This is a genomic window from Microbacterium wangyouchuni (genome assembly GCF_054072595.1).
The window spans coordinates 71,598-94,040 of the sequence record NZ_JBSVRM010000007.1 but is presented as its reverse complement, the minus strand read 5'-3'; the positions used below and the strand labels follow the sequence as shown (position 1 = coordinate 94,040).

Below are 22,443 nucleotides of genomic sequence, written 5' to 3'. Positions count from 1 at the left end.
CGTCGGCAGCGCGTGGTTTGATCGAAGCATGGAGCAGGATCCGCAGATGGCGCAGGAACCCGAGATGACACGGGAGACCCGTGCGATCTGGGCGACCCTCATCTGCTTCGTCATCGGGGCAGCGCTGGGAACGCTCGTGCTGTGGGGAAGCCCACGCCCGATCGCGGGTGACGGTTCGGTGGGTCTACCCGCCGCGTTCGTCGCGGGAGGCATCGCCGCCGCAGCCTTCGTGGTTTCGACGTTCCTGCATCGCCGCGGTCAGAACCAGGAGATGCCGCGCTGGCAGATCATCATCTCGGCATCCTCCGCCGTTGCCCTCACCCTGGCCTTCGCCGGGGTCACAGCACTGGGCGTGCTGCTGGCCAGTGAAGTGCTCGGCGTCGGATTGCAGGGACTGGAGCTTCCGGCATTCGGCGGTGCCCTCGTCATCGCGGTGGCCAGCGCGATTGGCGGTCGCCTCGCATTCGACGCCGGCATTGGCCTGCGCACCACCGACCTCGCCACGCTGCTATTCAGCTATCTCGCCATCGGCACGCTGTTCGCCATGCTCACCGCAGCTGATCCCCATTGGTGGGAGTTGAACTTCTCACAGCTCGGCATCGGCGACGGGGCCTGGGCGTTCAACGGGACGCTCGTCGTCGCCGGCATCCTGACCGCGACCGTCGGCATGTATATCGGACGTGATCTGCACCGCATCCGCGGCGACGCCTGGTTCGGCCGCATTGCGGCTGTGTCACTGCTGTGGGTGGGGACCGGAGTCGCGCTCGCCGGGGTCGGCCTGTTCCCGGTCGAGCAGATCGTCGTGGTGCACAACATCGCGGCCGCCTCGACGCTCGTGCTGTTCGTCGCAGCCGGAGTCGCGACGACCGTTGCGATGCCGGGGCCACCGCGTCCGCTGCTGGTGGTCACGGTCGGCATCGCGCTGCTGCTCGTGGTCGCGTTCGTCCTCGCGGACGGCTTCAAGCTGTACTCGCTCACGGTGCTCGAGGCGATCGTGATCGGTCTCGGGCTGCTGTGGCTGACCACTCTCGTGCGCATCCTCGCGGTGCTGACTCCCGAGATGAGCCGCCCCTCGGCGCGCGGATCACTACTGCACGCCTGACGGCGGCGCTGAAGGTCAGGCGCTTTCACGCACCACAAGTTCGGTATCCAGGATCACTGACCGGGGCGGTGCTCCGGCGATCACGTCGAGCAGCACGTGCACCATCTGCGCGCTGATCTGCTCCCAGGGCTGGCGCATCGTGGTGATGGACGGCTCGTGCGTCGCGGCAAGACCCGAGTCGTCGAAACCGGCAACGGCGACATCCTCGGGAACGCGCAGCCCGGCGCGTCGAACAGCGGCGATCGCGCCGGCAGCCATCCTGTCATTGGCGGCGAACACAGCATCCACCCCTCGTTCGAGGAGGCGGGTCATCGCTGTCTGGCCCGATTCGAACGAGTAATCGCCGGTCTCCACCAGGGTCGCGTCGAACCGATCACCGAGCTCCTCGCGGAAGCCCACCAGCCGATAACGCCCGCCCGGCGTGTCATCGGGGCCGGAGATCATGCCGATGCGCTCGTAGTTCTTCTCGCGGAGATACGCGACCATGGTTCTGGCCGACGCCACCTCTTCGACCGAGATCGTCGACAGCTCGGTCTCGTGACCCAGCGGCACACCACAGCTCACGATCGGGATGCCCTCGTCGAGCAACTGCTCGAGCAGTGGCTCCGACTCGTGTGAAGAGATCAGCAGGACGCCATCGACGTGCCCCGCGCTGATGAAATGAGCAACGCTTTCGCGCTCGGCCGGGGTGCCGGCGACGAGGAGGACGAGGGTCATCGAGCGCTGCGCGAGCGCCTCGGCCGCTCCACGCAGCAACAGGGCGAAAGTCGGGTCGTCGAACAGCAGCTGCTGCGGCTCCGTGAGCAGGAACGCCATCGACCCGGCCCGCCCGGTGGCGAGGCTGCGAGCGTGATGGTTGGCGGTATACCCGGTGGAGACGATGGCCTCTTCGACAGCGACGCGCGCGTCGGGAGACACCCAGTGCCCGCCGTTGATCACGCGCGAAACAGTGCTGCGGGAGACCCCTGCCCGCACGGCCACATCGCGTATCGTCGGCTTGCGCCTCGCCGTTACGTCACTCATCGCTCTGACTCTACTCACTCTCCGTCTGTGTACTGGGCGCCACACTGGGACCGGTCTCAGTTGGATAACGGTTGGTTGCACCCCGGTGGTGATCTTCTGCCGTATGGGATAGAACTGAGACCGGTCCCAGTCTTTTACTCATCTCGACTGAGACCGGTCCCAGTCAAAATTTTGACGGGGATGCACCTGTGCACACCGACTCAATGGAGCGACGATGACGACCCCCCACGCCTGGCCCGAACTCCGGGGAATCGCCTACGGCGGCGACTACAACCCCGAGCAGTGGTCTCGTGAGACCTGGCGCGAAGACGTCGTTCTCATGCGTGAAGCGGGTGTCAACCTGGTCAGCGTCGGGATCTTCTCCTGGGCACTGGTCGAGGTGGCCGAGGGAGAGTTCGATTTCTCCTGGCTGGACGAGCTGCTCGATTTGCTGCATGAGAACGGCGTCCACGTCGACCTCGGGACTCCCACCGCCTCCCCACCAGCCTGGTTCTTCGCGAAGCATCCCGATGCTCATGTCATCGACCGCGATGGTCGAACGATGGGCTTCGGCTCGCGGGGGATGGCCTCGCACTCCTCCGTCGCGTATCGCGAAGCCATCGTGCGCTACGCTGACGCGCTCGCTACGCGGTATGCGAAGCATCCAGCCGTCGTCCTCTGGCATGTGCACAACGAATACGGTGTTCCGGTCGGCGAGGACTACTCCCCGCAGTCGGTCAACGCATTCCGCGGATGGCTTCAGGAGAAGTACGCCACCCTCGACGGACTCAACTCGGCATGGGGCACCGCTTTCTGGGGTCAGCACTACACCGCGTGGGAGCACATCGGCGCTCCCGCCGCCGCGCCCAGTGTCGTGAACCCCGCCCAGCGCCTGGATTTCGCGCGTTTCACCGATCACCAGTTGCGGGCCTGCTACATCGCAGAGCGCGACGCGATCCGCGTGCACGCTGACCAGCCGATCACTACGAACTTCATGGCGAACCAGAGCTGGACCACCGACCTGTGGGCATGGGGCCGTGAGGTCGACATCGTCTCGGACGATCACTACCTGTGGGCGCCGGACGAGGACGCTCACATCGGCCTGTCCATAGCGGCCGACCTCAGCCGCTCTGTCGGTGGCGGCAAGCCGTGGATCCTGATGGAGCACTCCACCTCGGCCGTGAACTGGCAGCCGCGCAACATCGCCAAGCGCCCGGGCGAGATGGCGCGCAACTCACTCACGCACTTCGGCCGCGGTGCGGACGCCATCCTGTTCTTCCAGTGGCGCGCCGGTCGCTCAGGCGCAGAGAAGTTCCACTCGGCGATGCTGCCGCACGCCGGAACGAACTCACGGGTCTTCCGCGAGGTGGCGCAGCTCGGTGGCGACCTCGGGCGCCTCGAAGAGGTGCAGGGCTCGACCGTCGAGGCCGACGTCGCAATTCTCTGGGATTTCGAGTCGTTCTGGGCGCAGGATCTGGAGTGGCGGCCGACCGATGACATCTCACACCAGGAACGCATCCGCGCGTACTACGAGCGCCTGTGGCGCGATGGCATCACCGTCGACTTCGCGCTTCCGGGCCAGGATCTTTCGCAGTACAAGCTCGTCGTCGCCCCCGCGCAGTACATGCTGACAGCGGCGGATGCTGAGAACCTCACTCGCTACGTCGCAGACGGCGGAACACTGCTGGTGTCATATTTCTCGGCCGTTGTCGATGAGAACGATGCCGTCCACCCCGGAGGCTTCCTCGCTCCGCTGCGCGATGTTCTCGGCGTCGATGTCGAAGAGCACCTTCCGCTGCGCGCCGGCGCCACGGCCGGTGTTGCACTGGGCGGAGGCGAGCTGCTGGGCGCCGACCACTGGCAAGAGGCGCTGCGCCTGCATGGTGCGGATGTCTTCGGCCGATACAGCCAGGGCCCGGCGGCGGGCGAGCCCGCCATCACCCGCAACACGCACGGCGACGGCACCGCCTGGTATGTCAGCACGCGACTGGATGCTGACAGCCTGAAGACCCTCATGAACGCGGTTTACGCCGATGCGGGCGTATCGACGGAAGGCCTGCCCGAGGGGCTCGAAGTCATCACGCGTCACGGCGCCGACGCGTCGTATCGGATCGCCGTGAACCACAACGAGCAGGATGCCGTGCTCGCAGCAGACGGGCATGAACTGCTCAGCGATACCGAGGTGCAGGGCAGCTTCACCGTTCCAGCAGGCGGCGTCGCCGTCATCCGCACCACCAAATAGACAACTCCATAGCGGCGGACCATCCGGTCCGCCGCACACACCCGGTCGTGACGATGCGGCTCGCTCTGCGAAGCGCGTCGGCGACCACAGCAGATTGGAACCCGAATGCGTAAGCACATCGGAATCAGCGCATTTGCGCTGGCAGCGGCCGTCGCCCTGACCGGCTGCGGTTCGAGCGCTCCTGAAGGCGGCGACGATGCCCCCGCTGGCGATGGCGCAGAACTGGTCATCTGGACGGACGCCGAGCGCGAAGCAGCACTCACGGCAGCAGCCGAGTCGTTCGAAGAGGAGACCGGCGCGAAGATCACGCTCGTTCAGAAGAACTTCGAAGATCTCCGCAATGACTTCATCGCACAGGTGCCGACCGGTGAGGGCCCCGACATCACCGTCGGTGCACACGACTGGCTGGGCGCGCTCGTCGCGGCCGGTGTCGTCGACACCCTCGACCTCGGTGATGCAGCCGAGGAGTTCGAGCAGGTCGCTCTCGACGCCATGACCTACGACGGCCAGCTCTATGCGCTGCCCTACTCACTCGAGACCGTCGCCCTCATTCAGAACGTCGATCTCGTCGGCGATGCGGCACCGGCGACGTGGGACGAGATGATCCAGAAGGGCATCGACTCCGGCGCCGAGCGTCCCTTCGTGATCAATACCGCCGGTGAGACCGGCGATGGGTACACGATGTACGGTCTGCAGACATCATTCGACGCACCGGTGTTCGTGCAGGACGACTCCGGCTCGTACACGAGCGAGGTCGGCATGGGCGGTGCTGCCGGTGAGGCCTTCGCCACCTGGTTGGGCGCGAACGGTGCGAACGGCACCGGCTACATCTCCACCACGGTCGACTACGACATCAACAACGAGCTGTTCGTGTCCGGCAAGGCGCCGTACACGATCCAGGGCCCGTGGGTGATGAGCGTCTTTGACGGCATGAACGTGACGGTAAACCCGATCCCGTCTGCCGGTGGCTCCGCTGCTGCTCCGTTCGTCGGTGTGCAGGGCTTCTACCTCTCAAGTGCGAGCAAGAACGCTCTGCTCGCACAGGAGTTCCTGGTGAACTACCTCGGCACCGAGGATGCCCAGCGTGCGCTGTACGAGGCTGACCCGCGCATCCCGGCGTGGACGACGTTGGCCGACGAGGTCTCCTCTGACCCCATCACCGCTGGTTTCGTTGAGTCCGCAAAGGGCGGCGTCCCGATGCCGTCGATCCCCGAGATGGGCTCGGTCTGGGACCTGTGGAACGCTGCTCAGGTGCAGATCATCAACGGTGCAGACCCGGCCAGCACGTGGAACACCATGGTCACTGACCTTGAGGCCACTCTGGCCGGTTGATCCGTCGGGTCGGGAGGCGCTCGCGTCTCCCGACCCTGCAGCACACCTCGCAGAAGGAGTACTGGATGTCGATCGAGGCACCGACCGAAGCAGCTCACGCCGCGCCCACCCCGCGGAGTGAGGCGCATGCCAAGCGCTGGCGCGGACCCGGCTGGGGATTCATCATCAAGCTCGTGCTGATGGCGCTGGTGAACGCCTTCGGCATCCTGACGGCGATCTCGGCCTGGCGTGCGGAATCATGGATCGTGCTCGGCGTGATCGTGGTGCTCGTGGTCATCGCCGATGTCGTGTACTTCGGCAGACGCGCGCTGCCGATGAAGTACCTGCTGCCGGGATTGGTATTCCTGCTCGTGTTCCAGGTATTCATCTTCGGCTACACCGCATATATCGCCTTCACGAACTATGGCACGGGCCACATCGGCACGCAGGAGCAGGCTGTCGAGGCGGCGCTCATCCAGGGTGAGCGCCGAGTGGATGCCTCGCCGACCTACCCGCTCTCGGTCGTGCAACGACTTGACGAGATCGGCTTCGCCATCGCGAACGATGAGGGCGACGTGCTGGTCGGCTCTGCGATCGAGCCTCTCAGCGAAGCATCCGGCGCCACGCTGGGCGGCACGGGCGCACCCAACGAAGTGCCCGGCTGGACGGTCATCCCCCGAGCCACCGTACTGACCGATTCCGCACTCCAGGGGCAGATCAGCGATTTGAGAGTCGCCGTCTCGGATGACCCGAACGACGGGTCGATCCGGACCAGGGATGGCTCATCCGGGGCGGTTTACGAGTCCACTCTGGTGTGGGATGCCGAGACACAGACGATCACTGACACCACCAGCAGCACGATCTACTCGGCGACCGACGACGGCTCGTTCGTCTCGGCCGACGGCAAGGCGCTGCCGACCGGGTGGTACGTGAACGTCGGCTTCGCGAACTTTCTGAAGCTGTTCACCGACTCCGCGCTCGCCGGAACGCTCGGCAGCGTCACGATCTGGACGTTCGCGTTCGCCATCCTGTCGGTCGGACTGAGTTTCGCCGTGGGGCTGGGGCTTGCCATGGTTTACAACGACCCGCGAGTCAAGGGCCGCCGCATGCTGCGGGCGCTGTTCATCCTGCCGTACGCGTTCCCCGCCTTCATGGCCGCCTTGCTGTTCCGCGGTATGTTCAATGCCGAGTTCGGCGTGATCAACGAGATGTTCTTCTTCGGCAGTCACATCAACTGGCTGGGAGACCCCTGGCTCACCAGAGCCGCGGTGATCTTCGTCAACGTCTGGCTCAGCTACCCGTACTGGTTCCTGGTGTGCACGGGCGCGCTGCAGTCGCTGCCCGGCGACACGCTCGAGGCAGCCGAGATCGACGGCGCGAACAAATGGCAGCGGTTCCGCTCGATCGTGCTGCCGCTGCTGCTGGTGTCCACCGCCCCGCTCCTGATCGCCTCCTTCGCGGTCGCGTTCAACAACTTCACGGTCATCTACACGTTCAACAACGGTGGTCCGGGGATTCCGGGAGCACCGTACGCACTCGGATCAACCGACATCCTGGTGTCGGCGATCTACGACGTCTCCGGTGTCTCCGGGGGCGCCTCGGACTACGGCCTCGCAAGTGCCCTCTCCATCGTCGCTTTCATCGTGGTCGGGATCATCTCCGTGGTGAGCTTTCGCCAGACCCGCAAACTCGAGGAGTACCAGTGATGTCCACGCAGACCAGAGCAGTCGTGACGAACTCCTCAGCGGATGCCGTGACGGCGCGCGCCGGTGCCCGCCGCCGCCGGTGGTGGGCCGAGGTCGGGTGGAAGTACATCCTTGCGGCCGTCGTGCTCTTCTTCGCGGCGTTCCCACTCGTATATGTGCTCTCGGCGTCGCTGAACCCGAAGGGCAGCCTCGCGGCCAGCAACGATCTGTTCGCCGTCTTTGATCTGAAGAACTACATCGCGTTGAGCGAGTCCAGCTACTGGGTGTGGTTCGGCAATACCCTCACGATCGGGATCATCACAGCAGTCGCATCGGTAATCATGGGGGCCGCGGCCGCCTACGCCTTCTCGCGGTTCCGCTTCACCGGTCGCCGGGTGAGCCTGACAGCGCTGCTCGTCGTGCAGATGTTCCCGCAGGCGCTGGCGTTCATCGCCATCTTCCTGATGCTGTTGACGATCGGGGAAGTCGTGCCTGCACTCGGCATCAACTCGAAGATCGCGCTGATCTGCGTGTACCTCGGCGGCGCGCTGGGGGCGAACACGTTCCTCATGTACGGGTTCTTCAACACCATCCCGATCGAGATCGACGAATCCGCGAAGATCGACGGCGCAAGCCACGCCCAGATCTTCTGGAAGCTGATCATGCCGCTGGTGGTGCCGATCCTCGCGGTCGTCGCCCTGCTGTCGTTCCTGGCATGCTTCGGCGACTTCATCCTGTCGAAGATCATCCTGACGTCCGAAGACAACTGGACTCTCGCCGTCGGCATGTACCAGTGGGTATCGAATCAGCTGACCTCGCGCTGGGGCTTGTTCGCGGCCGGCGTCGTGGTCGCGGCGATTCCCGTTCTCGCGCTGTTCTTCTCGCTTCAGAAATACATCGTCGGTGGGCTCACACAGGGGGCCGTCAAGGGCTGACTCCGGCATCCGTCCGCCTCCTCAGCGCCAGAAGAACTCTGACCGTGATCGTCCACCATCGTCGAATAGGGGTGGCCCCCGGCATCCGTCCCTGTCAGTATCGAGGCAGAACCGCTGCACCGATCTGCAACGAAAGAGGGACGACGATGTCCGATCAGGTATTCATCTTCATCGCGTTGGGGCTCTACTTCGCCGCGATGCTCATCATCGGTTATCTGGCATTTCGCCGGACGAAGGACCACGAGGATTACATGCTCGGGGGGAGGGATCTGCCGCCGTGGGTCGCTGCGCTGAGCGCCGGAGCATCCGATATGTCCGGCTGGCTCGTCATGGGTCTTCCGGGCGCGATCTATCTCTCCGGACTCATCGAGGCATGGATCGCCGTCGGTCTCACGATCGGCGCCTACCTGAACTGGCTGCTGGTCGCCCCGCGGCTTCGCGCGTACACACAGGTTTCGCGCAACTCGATCACCATTCCGAGCTTCTTCGAGAACCGGCTGCGTGACTCGTCGCGGATGCTGCGCATCCTCGCCGGTGTCGTGATCCTGGTGTTCTTCACGCTCTACATCTCTTCCGGCATGGTGGCCGGCGGTTTCTTCTTCGAGAGCTCGTTCAACTCCGACTACCTGCTCGGCATGGTGTTGGTTGCCGGAGTCACTCTTCTCTACACGCTGTTCGGCGGGTTCCTCGGCGCTTCGTTCACGGACGTCGTGCAAGGACTGATGATGGTGATCGCCCTGATTGTCGTCCCGGTCGCTGCGATCATCGCCGTCGGCGGTTTCGGCGAGGTGGCCACGTACGTCGAAGACCTTGCCCCGAACCACATCTCGGTCATCGGTGGAACTGCTCTGACCGGTGGAACGGTTTTGGCTATCATCGGGTCGCTCGCTTGGGGACTGGGCTACTTCGGCCAGCCGCACATCATCGTGCGGTTCATGGCGCTGCGCAACCCCGGCGAGGCGAAGGCTGCCCGCCGCATCGGAATGAGCTGGATGATCATCTCGCTGATCGGCGCAGTGTTCTCTGGCTTCGTCGGCATCGCCTACATGGCACACCAGGGCATCGATCTCGGCAACCCCGAGACGGTGGTGCTGGTGATGGCGCAGACACTGCTGCACCCGTTCGTCGCCGGCCTCGTGCTGGCGGCGGTGCTCGCGGCGATCATGAGCACGATCTCCAGCCAGCTGATCGTCGCCTCGTCGGCTCTCGTGGAAGACCTCTTCAAAGTGGTCAAGAAAGAGCCGTCGCCCAAGCTGCTGGTGATGCTCGGACGACTGACTGTGCTCGGCGTCGGCATCATCGCCGCGCTGCTCGCGATCATTCCCAACGATACGATCCTCGGGCTGGTCTCGTTCGCATGGGCCGGTTTCGGTGCGGCCTTCGGCCCACTGATCTTGCTCAGCCTGTTCTGGCGCAAGCTCACCAACTGGGGTGCCCTGGCTGGCATGTTCGTCGGTGCCGCCGGCGTCTTCATCTGGAAGGCCGTGTGGCCCGAGATGTACGAACTGCTGCCCAGCTTCATCTGCGCGATGATCGTCGCGGTGGTAGTCAGCCTCATCACCCACAAGGACGGGACGGAGCGCCAGGACGAGATCCTGCAGGAGTTTACTGACACCGGCACGCTGCTGACGGTCAACGGCGTGGGGCGCGGAGCACGTACCGACCGCATGACGCCGTAGGGCTTGCCTGACGAGGGGGCGGATGCTGCGGCATCCGCCCCCTCGTGGCGCTCGCCCGGCGTGCAGAGGGGCACGCCTGCCGCGCGGGAGAATGAAAGCATGTCCTCCGACCTCGCCACGATCATCCGCTCGCTGGCCGACGGCGCAGCCGTCGATTCCGATGCGCTGCGAACCGCGCTGGAAGGCGACGCGGATGCTGCGGATGCACTGGTGCACCTGGGGCGCAGCCTGGCGACACTTCGTCAGCGGGGTGCCGAGCTGCGCGCGGTAATGTCGTCGACTCGCGACCTGCTTTCGGTGACCGATCCTGACCTCATGCTGCAGCGCATTGTGGATCGCGCGCACGAGCTCATGGAGGTCGACGTCGCCTATCTCTCCGTCTACGAGCCTGTCCAGGACGAGCTCTATGTCCGTGCCGAGACCGGGACTATCTCTCCCCGGTTCCTCGGCATGGTCGTGCCTGCCGGTGTCGGCCTCGCCAGCGTCGCCGTTCACACTCAGCATCCGCAGTGGGTAGAGGACTACTCCACGCTCACAAGCGTGCCCCACGATCCGACGATCGACGCGATCATGAGGGAGGAGCAGTTGCGCTCGCTGCTCGGAGCGCCGCTGGTCGTCAACGGCATGGTTCTCGGGGTGCTGTTCGCTGCCAGTCGTGTGCCCCATGCCTTCCGTCCGGACGAGGTCGCGCTGCTCTCGGCCTTCGCCGGACACGCCGCCCTCGCGCTGCACCAGGCGCAACTGCTGCGCGACGCGACTGAGGCGACGGCGGAGGCAGCCTCACGCCAGCGGGACGTCGAGTGGGCGGCGGGCCTGCACGATGCACTCACCCGACTGGTCGTCGATGGGTACGGTGCCGAGGCGATCGTCGATGCGCTCGCGGAGGCACTTGGCCGGCAGGTGACGCTGGCGGGTGATGAGGACCTGCCCGCCGACCCCGTGGTGCGACGAGCCGCGACCGACGCCGCTCAGAGCGGTCGCAGCGTCGTGGTGGCCCATCCGCGGATCGAACTGGTGGCCGCGGTACTCGGAGCGGGTACGCGATCCAGCACGTTCCTGGTGGCCGGCGGCGAGCGGATGCTGACGCAGATCGAGCGGCGCACGGTCGAACGCGCGGCCCTCATGGCTGCGCTCGTCCGGCTGCGCCGCGACGCCCTGGATGATGCAGAAGAGCGTGTGCGCGGCGAGCTCGCCACCGAACTGCTCGAGGGGCCGACCAACCGGGCGTCGGGGCTTCGTCGTGCCGCCGTCCGCAACTATGCCATCCATGATCCGTGGGTCACCATCGTCCTGCCATGCGCCGCAGGAGATCGCACGCGACTGGTCGCACGGCTGCGCTCGCATACCGACTGGCTCGTCGCGACATCGCCGCATGGCGTGACGGTTCTCGCGCCGCTCGGAGAGCAGCCCGCGCAGTCGTCACCGGTCGCCGTCGCGCGCGTCGTGCAGGAGATCTGTGCGGATGCGGCGCCGTTCGCGCTCGCCACCGGATCCACCACGCTCGATGCGGCAGCCGCAGAGGCGCCGAACTCGTGGCATGTTGCGGCGCTCGCACGAGGTCTCGGCATCAGCTCCGGCGTGCTCGACGCGGTCTCGCTCTCGCCGTATGCGCTGTTGTTCGGGGGTGACGGTGCCGCGCTGGCCAACTTCGTGGGTAGCATGCTCTCGCCGGTGCTGCGCTGGGATCAGACACACGGCAGTGTCCTCGTGGACACCCTCGCCGCACTGTTCGACGAGCGCTGGTCGTTGGCTGCCACCGCACGCACGCTGCACATCCACCTCAACACGCTGAAGCAGCGCATTCACCGGATGCAGCTGCTGCTTGGCGACGAGCTGAACCAGCCGGAAGCGCGCTTCCGGCTGGAGCTCGCCGTACGGGTGGAGCGAGCCAGAGGAGCTGCAGAACAGACATTGCACATCGATTGAATGTGTCCGAATCGGATCTATGTCGAGGGGTGCGGCCGCTGATTAGATGTCGAAGTTGGGTGGCAACGACCGCCACATGAAAGGACGACGACGTGGCTACGACATCCCGCCTGAGCGGACTACGCAATCTGACCGTCGAGGAACGACGAAAGACCGTGACGGAAGCGATCGGCGACGTCGATCTGAGCGCCCTGGCCGGAGACGGGCTGAGCATCGAGCAGGCCGACCGCATGGTCGAGAACGTGATCGGGCAGATCAGTATCCCGGTCGGTGTGGCCACGAACGTCATCGTCAACGGCCGTGAGGTCCTGGTGCCGATGGCCACGGAGGAACCCTCGGTCGTGGCCGCCGCATCCAACATCGCGCGCATGGCGCGTCGGTTCGGCGGCATCGTCACCACCTCCACCGAGCCCCTCATGCAGGCCCAGATCCAGTTGCTCGATGTCGCCGATCCACACGGCGCCCGTGCACGCATCCTCGAAGCGAAGGACGAAATCCTCGCGCTGGCGGACGAGCAGGATCCCAAGCTCGTATCGGTCGGCGGCGGCGCACGCGACCTGCTCGTACGCACGATCCACGGACTGCTCGACGAGCACTTCATCGTGCACCTGGTGGTCAACGTCGGCGACGCCATGGGCGCGAATGCCGTGAACACGATGGCCGAGGCGATCGCGCCCAGGCTTGCAGAGATCGCCGGCGGGCGATCGTTGCTGCGGATTCTCACCAACCTCGCGGACCTGCGCCTCACCCGCGCACGCCTGACCATCCACCCCGATGAGGTCGGCGGGTCGGAGATTGTCTCGAACATGGTCGCCGGCGCGGCCCTCGCCTATGACGACCCGTATCGCGCCGCGACCCATAACAAGGGCATCATGAACGGCATCTCCGCTGTCGTTCTCGCCACGGGCAACGACACCCGAGCAGTGGAAGCCGGCGCACATGCCTACGCCGCACGCGACGGCCAGTACCGTGCGCTGTCGCGCTTCGAACAGGATGCCGATGGCAACCTCACCGCGACCATTGAACTGCCGATGGCGGTGGGTCTCGTCGGGGGAGCGACCAAGTCGCACCCCGCAGCCCGCGCAGCAGTGGCGATGACCGAGGTCACTACCGCGCGAGAGCTGGGCGAGATCGTCGCCGCGATCGGACTTGCGCAGAACGTCGCCGCCGTCCGTGCCTTGGCCGCCGAGGGGATCCAGCGCGGGCACATGGGCCTGCACGCCCGCAATGTTGCCGTCGCGGCTGGCGCCGGAGCCGATGAGGTCGACCGGGTTGCCGCCGCACTGGTGGAGCGGGGTGCGGTACGCGCCGATGTCGCCGAGCAGATCCTCGCCGAACTTCGAGCCGCGCGATGACGACCACCCGCAGCCTCGGCCTCCCTACCGTTGCCCCGCACCAGGGCCTTGCCGACGACGTGGAGATCTGGGAAGTGGCCCCTCGCGATGGGCTGCAAGCAGAGAAGACGCTCGTCGACGTCGATACCAAGGTCCAACTCATCGAGCGTCTGGCCGCGGCCGGTGCTCCGGTGATCGAGGTCGGCAGCTTCGTACGTGCCGACCGGGTGCCGCAGATGGCAGATTCCCGTGAGGTTTTCTCCCGCACGAAGCATCTCGCGGCACGCACCCCTGTTCTCGTGCCGAACGTGCGGGGTTACGACCTTGCGCGTGAGGCGGGAGCGGACGATATTGCCGTGTTCCTGAGCGTCACCGAGTCGTTCTCCGAGGCCAACCTCGGCGCGTCGAGAGAGCGGATGGAACAGGCCGTGGAGCAGGTTGTGACACGCGCTGCAGCCGACGGAGTACGCGTTCGCGGCTATTTGTCGATGGTTTTCGGAGACCCGTGGGAGGGTGAGGTCGCCGTCGGAGAGGTCGTGCGTCTCGCGCGTCTCATGCGCGACTGGGGCATCGCGGACCTCTCGCTCGGCGACACCATCGGCGTCGCGACCCCCGGCCATGTTCGCGGTGTCGTCAGAGCGCTCGTCGCCGATGGCATCCCGACCTCGGCGTTGGCACTGCATATGCACGACACCTACGGCATGGCGCTCGCGAACGTCTACGCGGGTCTGGAAGAGGGTGTGCGCATCTTCGATGCCGCGGCAGGAGGCGTGGGCGGATGCCCGTTCGCGAAGTCTGCCACCGGCAACCTCGCCACCGACGATCTTGTATGGATGCTCACCGGGCTCGGCATCCGCACTGGCATCGACCTTGATGCACTTACCGAGACGAGCGCCTGGCTTTCCCAGGTGCTCTCCAAGCCCACTACGTCACGAGTCGCAGCGGCGCTGACCCGATAGAGAGGACATTCCCTTGTCAGAAAGACAACTCCTGGAGGTGTGGGGCGACACCGTCGATAGCAAGCACCTTCTCGCCTCGATCGGACTCGGTGTCGGCATCGCCGTGCCGGTCTTCCTCGTCGCAGAGTGGGGCTTCGCAGAGCTCACGGGCGGAGATGCGCTCGGCGGCTCCTACGCACTGGTGACCGGGCTGGCCGCCTGCGTGCTCGCAGCAGTGATCGCGGCACGCCTGTTCAAGCCCAAGCGCATCGTCAGCATCGGGGAGGCTCCCACCGGATCTCGCGAAGCAGCGATGGACTCCATCGAAGCCGAGCTCGGCCCTCTCGGTGACCCAGACGAACTCCCGAGAGCGACACTCGCCGAGGTCAAGGAGCTCGGGTTGTACGACGACCTGCGCGCCCAGCATGAGAAGAACCAGCGCAAGCTCGCAGCCGGGGAGGTGGTGTGATGGAAACCTTCCTTGAACCCACCCTGTGGGCCTTGGGCATGGCAGTGCTCGGCACCGTCATCTTCGCGCTCATCGGCCTGGTATCCGGAACGGATGAGACGGCGACGATCGCCCCGCTGACGCTTCTGGTCATCCTGCTCGGCGTTCCGCCCGCCGGTGTTTTCGCGTTCTTCATGGCAGCTATCGCGGCCAAGCACATCACGCACGCCATTCCCACAACCCTGTTGGGCATACCGGGTGACACTCTCGCCGCCCCGCTGCTGCGCGATGCGCAGATGCTCAGGGAGCTGGGCGTGCCGCACATCGCTCTGCGCAAAGCCATCTCCGGTGGTGTGGTCGCCGCGATCATCGCCGTTCCTTTGGCCGTGTTCTTCGCCTGGATCCTCACGCCGTTCTCCGCGGCGATCAGCTCGGTGGCCCCCTGGCTCTTCTTGGCAGCGACTGTGCTCATCGCGGTGCTCTCGAAGGGACGCTGGGGTGCGCTGATCGCGCTGGTGCCGTTCGTGCTGATCGTCGTCGGTCTGCAGGGCTTCTCCTCCGAAATTCTCGGCAAGAGCCTGTCGATCAGCTTCTTCCTCGGCATCGCAATCGGCCCGCTCATCGCGGACCTCGTCCTGGCTTCGACGCCGGCCGGTCGCGTGCTGATGAAGCGGGATGCACCGCGTTCATTCGACCTCGCGCCGGATGTGCGCACCTGGAAGGGGCGGATGCCCAACCCGATGCGCGTGCTCGATCGCGGCCAGCTGGCCAGCACAGCCGGGGCCGCGGTGATCTCCAGCGCAACCTTCGTGATCTCGCCTGTGGCGATGACGGTGCTGATGGGTGAGGCATTCGGTGGACGCATCAAGAATGGATATCGCCGTCTGACGACGATGATGGCGGTGAAGAACGGCACGACGGAATCCACCTACATCGCCGAGACGCTGATCCCGCTGATCGCGATCGGCCTGCCGCTGTCGCCGATGGCCGCAGGTCCTGCGAACCCGCTGTTCAACGCGCCGCCGGTGTACACGATCAATGCCGAGACGGGCGAGACGAACAACCTGCACAACATGCTCGGAGCCTGGGAGTTCCTCTTCTTCGGGCTTGCCGCGGTGCTGATCGCCATGATCATCACCTACCCGTTCGCGATGACGCAGGCCCACCGCGCGGCGTCCTGGATCATGAAGAAGGTCTCGCATGAGGCCATCATCGGCGCATTCGCCGGTCTCATCGCCGTGATCTGCCTCTACGAGGGCGGGATCATCGCGCTGCTGGTGGCCCTCACGATCGGTCTTGTCGGCGGGCTGCTGAACAAGCTGTTCCAGGTGCACACCGGCGTTCAATTCATGGGCTACTACGTGGCCGTGCTCACCGTGCCGGCGATCGCCGGGCTGCTCGCGGGCTGATCGCAGGAGCGTTCGACGAAGAAGCCGTCACCCGCAGGGGGTGGCGGCTTCTTCGCGTGTAGTTCTACGGGCGCGGGCTTAGATGCTCCAGCATCCGCCGAGAGCGAAACGCACAGCGCGTTCTGAACGCGGACGCGTAACGTCGGGGTTATGACGAGCGTCGATGTGACCGAGGCCGACCTGGGCCACGTGAAGGAGCTCCGTGACGAGTTTCAGCGGTTCCTGCGGGAGTACGAGTTCGGCATCCGCGAGGTCGAGACGAAGATCTCGATTCTGCAGGATGAGTTCACCCACGATCACGCCTACAACCCGATCGAGCACGTCAAGACGCGGCTGAAGAGCCCCGACAGCATTGTCGAGAAGATCGCCCGCAGGGGAATCGACGACCCGGACTTCGCCCGCATCCGTGAAGAGATCACCGATATCGCCGGTGTTCGCGTGACCTGCAGCTTCGTCGCAGACGTGTACCGGCTGTTCGACCTGCTCGCTGCACAGGATGACATCACCATTCGTGTCGTGAAGGACTACATCGCCAAGCCGAAGGCGAACGGCTACCGGAGTCTGCACGCGATTCTCGAAGTGCCCGTGTTCCTATCGACCGGACCGCTGTTAGTTCCGGTCGAGGTGCAGTTCCGGACGATCGCGATGGACTTCTGGGCGAGCTTGGAACACAAGATCTATTACAAGTTCGCCAAGCAGGTGCCTGCGCATCTCGTCGACAGCCTGACCGATGCGGCCGAGGCCGCGAGCGAGCTCGATGTGAAGATGGAGCGCCTACACCGCGAAGCGCACGGCGTGCAGCAGCGGGAATTGCCAGCGCCGCCGCCGAGAACCGTGCAGGTTTAGTCCAGGAATTCCCGGGCAGCGGTGGCCAGCGCGGTGACGCCGATCTCGATCGTCGGGTGAATCTCCGGCGCGAAGAACGGGGAGTGGTTGGTGGGAATGGTCTGGGCGACCGAGTCGTTGGCGACCGCCGCGGCGAACGTCGCGGGGTCGATGCCGCCCCAGAACCAGAAGACCAGCGGTGCGCCGGCATCGCGCGCGAACCACGACACGTCCTCGCTGCCGGTGATCATCCCCGGGTCGATCACGGCGGCTTCGCCGAGCGTGCGCTTCAACGCTGCCGTGACCCGCGTCACAGCATCCACGTCGTTGATGGTGGGCGGCAGGACGTGGTCGGTGCGGATCTCGGGTTCGCGCTCGGCTCCGGATGCCAGGGCCTCGGCCCGGACGATTCGCTCCACGCTCGCGAGCACACGCGCGCGTGCCTCGTCGTTCGGGTAACGCAGACTGAGCTCGAGCGTCGCCTCTGCGGGGATGATGTTGTTCTTCAGCCCGGCGTGGATCGAGCCGACCGTAACGACCGCGACATCCTGCGGGTCGGTTTCCCGTGAGGCGATCGTCTGCAGTCGCATGACGGTGGCGGCAGCCATCACCACGGGGTCGACAGTCGTGTGCGGTCGGGATCCGTGCCCGCCACGGCCGTGCAGCGTCACGGTGAGGCCGTCGGATGCTGCCATCTGCGTGCCGCTGCGAACGCCGATGATGCCGGCGGCGAGGGGAGTGACGTGCTGGCCGAGCACGATGTCGGGCTTCGGGTAGCGGTCGAGGATGCCAGCATCCAGCATCGCCCGCGCACCGGCGCCGTACTCCTCGGCGGGCTGCATGACGACGACAACGGTTCCCGACCACTCGCCGCGAGTTGCGAGCAGCTGCTCCACGGCGCCGATCATCGCGGTGACATGCATGTCGTGGCCGCACGCGTGCATGACGGGGACCGTGTTTCCGGCTGGATCGATTCCGGTCGCGGTGCTGGCATAGGCCAGCCCGGTCTGCTCTTGGACGGGCAATGCATCCATATCGGCGCGCATCCAGACGACAGGTCCGTCGCCGTTGCGCAGCAGCGCGACAACACCGGTAATGCCCACGCCCTCTTCGACTTCGAGCCCGAGATCGCGCAGGTGGCCGGCGGCGATGCCGGCGGTGCGCGTTTCCTGGAACGACAGTTCGGGATGCCGGTGGAGGTCGATGTACAGCGATTCGAGGTCGATGCTCATGGGCTGAGCTTATCGGCGCTCCTCGCGCAGTTCACGGTGTCCTGAGCCCGCCTCGGGCGAGGGCAGCAGGCTAGGGCTCCGAGCTAGGGTGGAAGCCGCCCCCTTCCGGGCAATCACCCCTGGAGTCTTCATGACCACAACCGCTGACGACCGTGCCCGTTACCGTGCGAATCCGTCTGTGCTCGACGCGCTGAAGAGCCCGCGACTGCTGACCCGGGAAGTGCTCGCCGGACTCGTTGTGGGACTTGCTCTCATCCCCGAAGCGATCGCGTTCTCGATCATCGCCGGAGTCGACCCGAAGGTCGGCCTGTTCTCGGCGTTCGTGATGGCCGTGTCAATCGCGTTCGTCGGCGGACGCCCGGCCATGATCAGCGCTGCCACCGGCGCCGTCGCTCTGGTCATCGCCCCGGTGATGCGCGAGCACGGGATGGACTACTTCATCGCGACCGTCATCCTCGCGGGCATCTTCCAGGTGCTGCTCGCGGTACTCGGCGTCGCCAAGCTCATGCGCTTCATCCCGCGCAGCGTCATGGTCGGATTCGTCAACGCACTCGCGATCCTCGTCTTCATTGCGCAGCTTCCGCACCTGATCGATGTGCCATGGCTGGTGTATCCGCTCGTCGCGGCAGGAATCGCGATCATGGTCCTCATGCCGCGCATCACCAAGGTCATCCCGGGTCCGCTGGTGTCGATCGTTCTGATCACCGCGGTCGTCGTCGTGTTCGCGCTGGATGTTCCCACCGTCGGCGACGAGGGCGAATTGCCGCGGAGCCTTCCCGAGCTGTTCCTCCCAAATGTTCCGCTCACCTGGGAGACGTTCGCGATCATCGCCCCGTTCTCGCTGGGAATGGCGCTGGTCGGGCTTCTGGAATCGCTCATGACCGCGAAGCTCGTCGATGAGATCACCGATACGCACTCGCGGAAGACGCGCGAGGCATGGGGGCAGGGCGTGGCGAACATGCTGTCCGGTTTCCTGGGCGGCATGGGTGGCTGCGCGATGATCGGGCAGACGATGATCAACGTGAAGGTGTCCGGTGCCAGGACGCGGATATCGACGTTCTGCGCGGGCGTGTTCCTGCTCGTCCTGGTCGTCACCCTCGGTGACATCGTCGCGATCATCCCGATGGCGGCCCTGGTCGCCGTGATGATCATGGTGTGCGTTGCGACCTTCGACTGGCACAGCATCCGCCCCTCGACACTGAAGCGCATGCCCAAGAGCGAGACAATCGTGATGGTCTCGACCGTCGTGATGGTCGTGCTGACCGAGAACCTCGCCATCGGCGTCGTCGCCGGGGTCATCGTCGCCTCTGTGCTGTTCGTCCGCCGCGTCGCGCACGTCGTCTCGGTCACCCGCACGATTGACGAAGACCGCGCACACTACGTGGTCGACGGGGCGCTGTTCTTCGCATCGAGCAACGACCTGACCACCCAGTTCGAGTACACCGATGACCCGGGCCGCATCATCATCGACATGTCGCGCTCTCACATCTGGGATGCTTCGACGGTCGCGGCTCTGGATGCCATCGTGACGAAGTACGCCCGACTCGACAAGCAGGTCGAGCTCGTCGGTATGAACGATGCGACCGGAGTCTTCCACAGCCGGTTGAGCGGTGGGTTCCCGGCGGCGTAGCCGCGTCCAGGACCGTGCCGCTTCAGGCCCGCGCGGTCGTCCCGCGCACGATGAGCTCGAACGGCAGTTCCTCGTGCTCTTGGGCGGGAGCCGCCGCATCCGCCGCCAGCTTCGTGAGCACGGCGTCGGCCGCCCGCTCACCCTGGCCGAGCGGGAACTGATCGACCGTTGTCAGACCGAAGAACGCACCGAGCTCATGACCATCGATGCCGATGATCGAGAGGTCTTCCGGTACGCGGAACCCGAGATCACGGGCTGCCAGAAGGGCGCCGATGGCCATCTCGTCGGATGCAGCGAACACCGCGGTCGGGCGCGGACCCGGACGCCCGAGCAACTGCTTGCAGGCACGGTAGCCGCCGTCCACGGTGAAGTCCGCCGGCTCCAGGAACTCTGGTTTCAGAGTGACTCCGGCATCCGCCAGCGCTTTCTCGAAACCGAGCCGACGGTTGGTCGGAATGTGGAAGTCAATGTCGAACTCCGGGTTCGCCCCGATGTGCGCGATCGCGGTGTGCCCGAGGCTCAGCAGATGCTCGGTCGCAAGCTGTGCAACCGCGAGGTCGTCCACGCTGAGCGTGTCGAGCTTCGGATTGGGGCCGCCGATGGCGATGATCGGCAACCCGAGTGCGAGCATCCGGTCGGTCTCTTCGTCGTTCAGCTCGATCGACACGGCGATCACAGCATCCACACGTTGACGTCTCAGGGCGGTTTCGAAAACGCTCCGACGAACATCCCTGTCTGCGGTGATGTTGTAGAGCGTGATGTCGTAGCCCTGCCGCATCAACGCGCTGGATACCCCCGACAGGACCGTGCTGAAGAACCAGCGGTCCAGGAACGGGACGACCACGCCGATGTTGCGCGTGCGCCCCGACGCGAGACTGGATGCCCGCGAGGAGACCACGTAGCCGAGCTTCTGCGCCGCCACGTGGACTCTCTCGCGGGATGCCGCCGACACATAGCCGCGACCGCTGAGGGCGCGCGAAACCGTCGCCGTTGATACTCCGGCGAGTTGCGCGACCTCATCGATGCCGACCATGTGCGGCGGTCAGGCCTTCCGGTACCAGGCTGCGGTGTCGGTGGGCACCGCGGTCCCCTCGAACGCCTGGCTCTGCGCGACGAAGGTCACGCCTTCGCCGAGCTCGAGCGGAGCGGAACCGAGGTTCGCCACCACATGCAGGTCGCCGCGGCGGAATGCGACAGCATCCGCTCCGAGGTCTTCCCACACCATCGAGCCGGTACCGAGCGCGCTTTCGCGGCGCAGGCGCAGCAGCTGCTTGTACAGGTTGAGGGTGGATCCGGCATCCGCCTCCTCGACGTCGCGGGCGAAACGGGCCCACTCGTCCGGCTGCGGCAGCCAGGAGCCACCGGTCTCGTTGAAGCCGAAGGCCGGGGCATCCGCTTCCCACGGGATCGGCACGCGGCAGCCGTCACGGCCATAGCGCTCGCCGTTCGTGCGGAACCAGGTCGGGTCCTGTCGGAACTCGTCCGGGATCTCCATCGCCTCGGGAAGACCCAGCTCTTCGCCCTGGTAGAGGTAGGACGAACCCGGCAGGGCGAGCATGACGGTGGTCGCGGCACGCGCACGGGCAAGGCCGGTCGCCTGGTCAGGCTTGCCGGCGGAGAGCGGGCCGATGCCGTCGCCCTGCGGGCTGTCGGCGGTCAGTGCCAGACGCGAAGCGTGGCGAATCACGTCGTGGTTGGACAGCACCCAGGTGCTGGGCGCCCCGACGTCACCGAACTGCTCGAGCGACTCTCTGATGACGCCGCGGATGCGCTCGGCATCCCACTCGGTCATCATGTACGGGAAGTTGAAGGTCTGGTGCATCTCGTCCGGCCGCACCCAGAGGGCGGTCTGCTCGAGCGTGGGCAGCCAAGCCTCGCCGCACAGGGCGCGATCGCCGTCGTACTCGGCGAGCACCTTGTGCCAGTCGCGGTAGATGTCGTGCACACCGTCCTGACCCCAGTAGGGGACGTCGTCCACGCCGCCCATCGAGCCGGCGTCGGCCGGAGGCGTGTAGTCAGGCAGGCCGTCGGCCTTGATCATTCCATGGGCGACATCAACGCGGAAGCCGTCGACACCGCGGTCGAGCCAGAAGCGCAGCACGCCACGGAACTCTTCGCGCACCTCTTCGTTGGTCCAGTCGAAGTCGGGCTGGGTCGCATCGAAGATGTGCAGGTACCACTGGCCGGGCGTGCCGTCGGCCTCGGTGACACGCTCCCACATGCCGCCGCCGAAGACGCTCTCCCAGTTGTTCGGGGGCAGTTCGCCGTTCTCGCCCTTGCCGTCGCGGAAGACATACCGCGCGCGCTCGGGGCTGCCGGGGGCTGCCTTCAAAGCCGCCTGGAACCAGACGTGCTGGTCGGAGGAGTGATTCGGGACCAGGTCGACGATGACTCGGATGCCGCGGGCGTGAGCTGCGGCGAGCATCGCGTCGAAGTCGGCGAGGGTGCCGAAGAGTGGGTCGACGTCGCGGTAGTCGGTGACGTCGTAACCGGCATCCTTCTGCGGACTCGTCATGAACGGGCTCAGCCAGATGGCGTCGATGCCGAGTTCCTGCAACGAGTCCAGCCGGCCGGTGATGCCGGGAAGGTCGCCGATTCCGTCGCCGGACGCGTCAGCGAATGACCGGGGATAGATCTGATAGATAACGGCGCTGCGCCACCACTCGGAACCGGGCGCCGCGGACTGCTCAAGCTCTGTCATGCGACGAGCCTACTGCAAGCGCTTACAGATGCGCTAGAGCGCCG

Annotated in this window: 17 protein-coding genes; 13 read left to right on the top strand and 4 right to left on the bottom strand. The window is 65.7% G+C overall.

Annotated features, from left to right (window positions below; genetic code table 11):
- Positions 1-46 precede the first annotated feature (46 nt).
- The gene (locus ACW5CM_RS13115; protein WP_457125251.1) at positions 47-1,102 is read left to right on the top strand and encodes a DUF998 domain-containing protein; all 1,056 of its coding nucleotides are present in this window, start codon (positions 47-49) and stop codon (positions 1,100-1,102) included.
- Between the two features lie 15 nt (positions 1,103-1,117).
- Here the strand turns inward: ACW5CM_RS13115 and ACW5CM_RS13110 are convergent, their stop codons facing one another.
- Positions 1,118-2,125, bottom strand: coding sequence for a LacI family DNA-binding transcriptional regulator (locus ACW5CM_RS13110; RefSeq protein ID WP_457125250.1), 1,008 nt, complete (start codon positions 2,123-2,125; stop codon positions 1,118-1,120).
- Between the two features lie 214 nt (positions 2,126-2,339).
- On the opposite strand from ACW5CM_RS13110, the gene ACW5CM_RS13105 reads away from it, so the two are divergent.
- The 11 genes from ACW5CM_RS13105 to ACW5CM_RS13055 all read left to right on the top strand — a co-directional run bounded on the left by ACW5CM_RS13105 (position 2,340) and on the right by ACW5CM_RS13055 (position 16,857).
- Positions 2,340-4,346 (top strand): beta-galactosidase, encoded by a 2,007-nt coding sequence (locus ACW5CM_RS13105; protein ID WP_457125249.1) that lies wholly within the window; start codon positions 2,340-2,342, stop codon positions 4,344-4,346.
- 105 nt (positions 4,347-4,451) lie between these two features.
- A complete protein-coding gene (locus tag ACW5CM_RS13100) occupies positions 4,452-5,678 on the top strand; it encodes a sugar ABC transporter substrate-binding protein (RefSeq protein WP_457125248.1) in 1,227 nt (408 codons plus the stop codon).
- Between the two features lie 65 nt (positions 5,679-5,743).
- On the top strand, positions 5,744-7,363 hold the full coding sequence (locus ACW5CM_RS13095; RefSeq protein WP_438252721.1) for an ABC transporter permease subunit: 1,620 nt from the start codon (positions 5,744-5,746) through the stop codon (positions 7,361-7,363).
- Positions 7,363-8,277 carry a sugar ABC transporter permease gene (locus tag ACW5CM_RS13090; protein WP_438252722.1) on the top strand — a complete coding sequence of 305 codons (915 nt, stop codon included), beginning with the start codon at positions 7,363-7,365 and terminating at the stop codon, positions 8,275-8,277. Before ACW5CM_RS13095 ends, ACW5CM_RS13090 begins: the two co-directional genes overlap by 1 nt.
- 146 nt (positions 8,278-8,423) lie before the next feature.
- Positions 8,424-9,956: a sodium/proline symporter PutP gene (gene putP / locus ACW5CM_RS13085; protein ID WP_457125247.1), complete on the top strand. Its 1,533-nt coding sequence runs from the start codon at positions 8,424-8,426 to the stop codon at positions 9,954-9,956.
- Positions 9,957-10,055: 99 nt separating this feature from the next.
- On the top strand, positions 10,056-11,882 hold the full coding sequence (locus ACW5CM_RS13080; RefSeq protein ID WP_457125246.1) for a helix-turn-helix domain-containing protein: 1,827 nt from the start codon (positions 10,056-10,058) through the stop codon (positions 11,880-11,882).
- Positions 11,883-11,974: 92 nt separating this feature from the next.
- Entirely contained in the window at positions 11,975-13,237 is a 1,263-nt protein-coding gene (locus tag ACW5CM_RS13075; protein ID WP_457125245.1) for a hydroxymethylglutaryl-CoA reductase, degradative, read from the top strand.
- Positions 13,234-14,175, top strand: coding sequence for a hydroxymethylglutaryl-CoA lyase (locus ACW5CM_RS13070; protein ID WP_457125244.1), 942 nt, complete (start codon positions 13,234-13,236; stop codon positions 14,173-14,175). Before ACW5CM_RS13075 ends, ACW5CM_RS13070 begins: the two co-directional genes overlap by 4 nt.
- A gap of 13 nt (positions 14,176-14,188) precedes the next feature.
- Complete coding sequence (locus tag ACW5CM_RS13065; protein WP_438252727.1) at positions 14,189-14,623, top strand: hypothetical protein; 435 nt, start codon at positions 14,189-14,191, stop codon at positions 14,621-14,623.
- Positions 14,623-16,011, top strand: a complete 1,389-nt coding sequence (locus ACW5CM_RS13060) for a tripartite tricarboxylate transporter permease (protein ID WP_438252728.1) — start codon at positions 14,623-14,625, stop codon at positions 16,009-16,011. Before ACW5CM_RS13065 ends, ACW5CM_RS13060 begins: the two co-directional genes overlap by 1 nt.
- Before the next feature lie 150 nt (positions 16,012-16,161).
- Positions 16,162-16,857, top strand: coding sequence for a GTP pyrophosphokinase (locus ACW5CM_RS13055; protein WP_438252729.1), 696 nt, complete (start codon positions 16,162-16,164; stop codon positions 16,855-16,857).
- Here the strand turns inward: ACW5CM_RS13055 and ACW5CM_RS13050 are convergent.
- Positions 16,854-18,068 carry an amidohydrolase gene (locus ACW5CM_RS13050; RefSeq protein ID WP_457125243.1) on the bottom strand — a complete coding sequence of 405 codons (1,215 nt, stop codon included), beginning with the start codon at positions 18,066-18,068 and terminating at the stop codon, positions 16,854-16,856. The genes ACW5CM_RS13055 and ACW5CM_RS13050 overlap by 4 nt on opposite strands.
- A gap of 130 nt (positions 18,069-18,198) precedes the next feature.
- Between ACW5CM_RS13050 and ACW5CM_RS13045 the strand changes: the two genes are divergently transcribed.
- Positions 18,199-19,698 carry a SulP family inorganic anion transporter gene (locus ACW5CM_RS13045; RefSeq protein WP_457125242.1) on the top strand — a complete coding sequence of 500 codons (1,500 nt, stop codon included), beginning with the start codon at positions 18,199-18,201 and terminating at the stop codon, positions 19,696-19,698.
- A 22-nt stretch (positions 19,699-19,720) separates the two neighbouring features.
- Here the strand turns inward: ACW5CM_RS13045 and ACW5CM_RS13040 are convergent, their stop codons facing one another.
- Together ACW5CM_RS13040 and ACW5CM_RS13035 are read right to left on the bottom strand one after the other, a co-directional pair.
- The gene (locus tag ACW5CM_RS13040; protein ID WP_457125241.1) at positions 19,721-20,731 is read right to left on the bottom strand and encodes a LacI family DNA-binding transcriptional regulator; all 1,011 of its coding nucleotides are present in this window, start codon (positions 20,729-20,731) and stop codon (positions 19,721-19,723) included.
- 9 nt (positions 20,732-20,740) lie between these two features.
- Positions 20,741-22,399, bottom strand: a complete 1,659-nt coding sequence (locus ACW5CM_RS13035; RefSeq protein WP_457125240.1) for a glycoside hydrolase family 13 protein — start codon at positions 22,397-22,399, stop codon at positions 20,741-20,743.
- Positions 22,400-22,443: the final 44 nt, after the last annotated feature.

Excerpts from the sequence above, each read along its gene's own strand:
- ACW5CM_RS13115 (WP_457125251.1), top strand. The coding sequence starts at position 47 with ATGGCGCAGGAACCCGAGATGACACGGGAGACCCGTGCGATCTGGGCG.
- ACW5CM_RS13110 (WP_457125250.1), bottom strand. The coding sequence starts at position 2,125 with ATGAGTGACGTAACGGCGAGGCGCAAGCCGACGATACGCGATGTGGCC.
- ACW5CM_RS13105 (WP_457125249.1), top strand. The coding sequence starts at position 2,340 with ATGACGACCCCCCACGCCTGGCCCGAACTCCGGGGAATCGCCTACGGC.
- ACW5CM_RS13100 (WP_457125248.1), top strand. The coding sequence starts at position 4,452 with ATGCGTAAGCACATCGGAATCAGCGCATTTGCGCTGGCAGCGGCCGTC.
- ACW5CM_RS13095 (WP_438252721.1), top strand. The coding sequence starts at position 5,744 with ATGTCGATCGAGGCACCGACCGAAGCAGCTCACGCCGCGCCCACCCCG.
- ACW5CM_RS13090 (WP_438252722.1), top strand. The coding sequence starts at position 7,363 with ATGTCCACGCAGACCAGAGCAGTCGTGACGAACTCCTCAGCGGATGCC.
- putP (WP_457125247.1), top strand. The coding sequence starts at position 8,424 with ATGTCCGATCAGGTATTCATCTTCATCGCGTTGGGGCTCTACTTCGCC.
- ACW5CM_RS13080 (WP_457125246.1), top strand. The coding sequence starts at position 10,056 with ATGTCCTCCGACCTCGCCACGATCATCCGCTCGCTGGCCGACGGCGCA.
- ACW5CM_RS13070 (WP_457125244.1), top strand. The coding sequence starts at position 13,234 with ATGACGACCACCCGCAGCCTCGGCCTCCCTACCGTTGCCCCGCACCAG.
- ACW5CM_RS13060 (WP_438252728.1), top strand. The coding sequence starts at position 14,623 with ATGGAAACCTTCCTTGAACCCACCCTGTGGGCCTTGGGCATGGCAGTG.
- ACW5CM_RS13055 (WP_438252729.1), top strand. The coding sequence starts at position 16,162 with ATGACGAGCGTCGATGTGACCGAGGCCGACCTGGGCCACGTGAAGGAG.
- ACW5CM_RS13050 (WP_457125243.1), bottom strand. The coding sequence starts at position 18,068 with ATGAGCATCGACCTCGAATCGCTGTACATCGACCTCCACCGGCATCCC.
- ACW5CM_RS13045 (WP_457125242.1), top strand. The coding sequence starts at position 18,199 with ATGACCACAACCGCTGACGACCGTGCCCGTTACCGTGCGAATCCGTCT.
- ACW5CM_RS13040 (WP_457125241.1), bottom strand. The coding sequence starts at position 20,731 with ATGGTCGGCATCGATGAGGTCGCGCAACTCGCCGGAGTATCAACGGCG.
- ACW5CM_RS13035 (WP_457125240.1), bottom strand. The coding sequence starts at position 22,399 with ATGACAGAGCTTGAGCAGTCCGCGGCGCCCGGTTCCGAGTGGTGGCGC.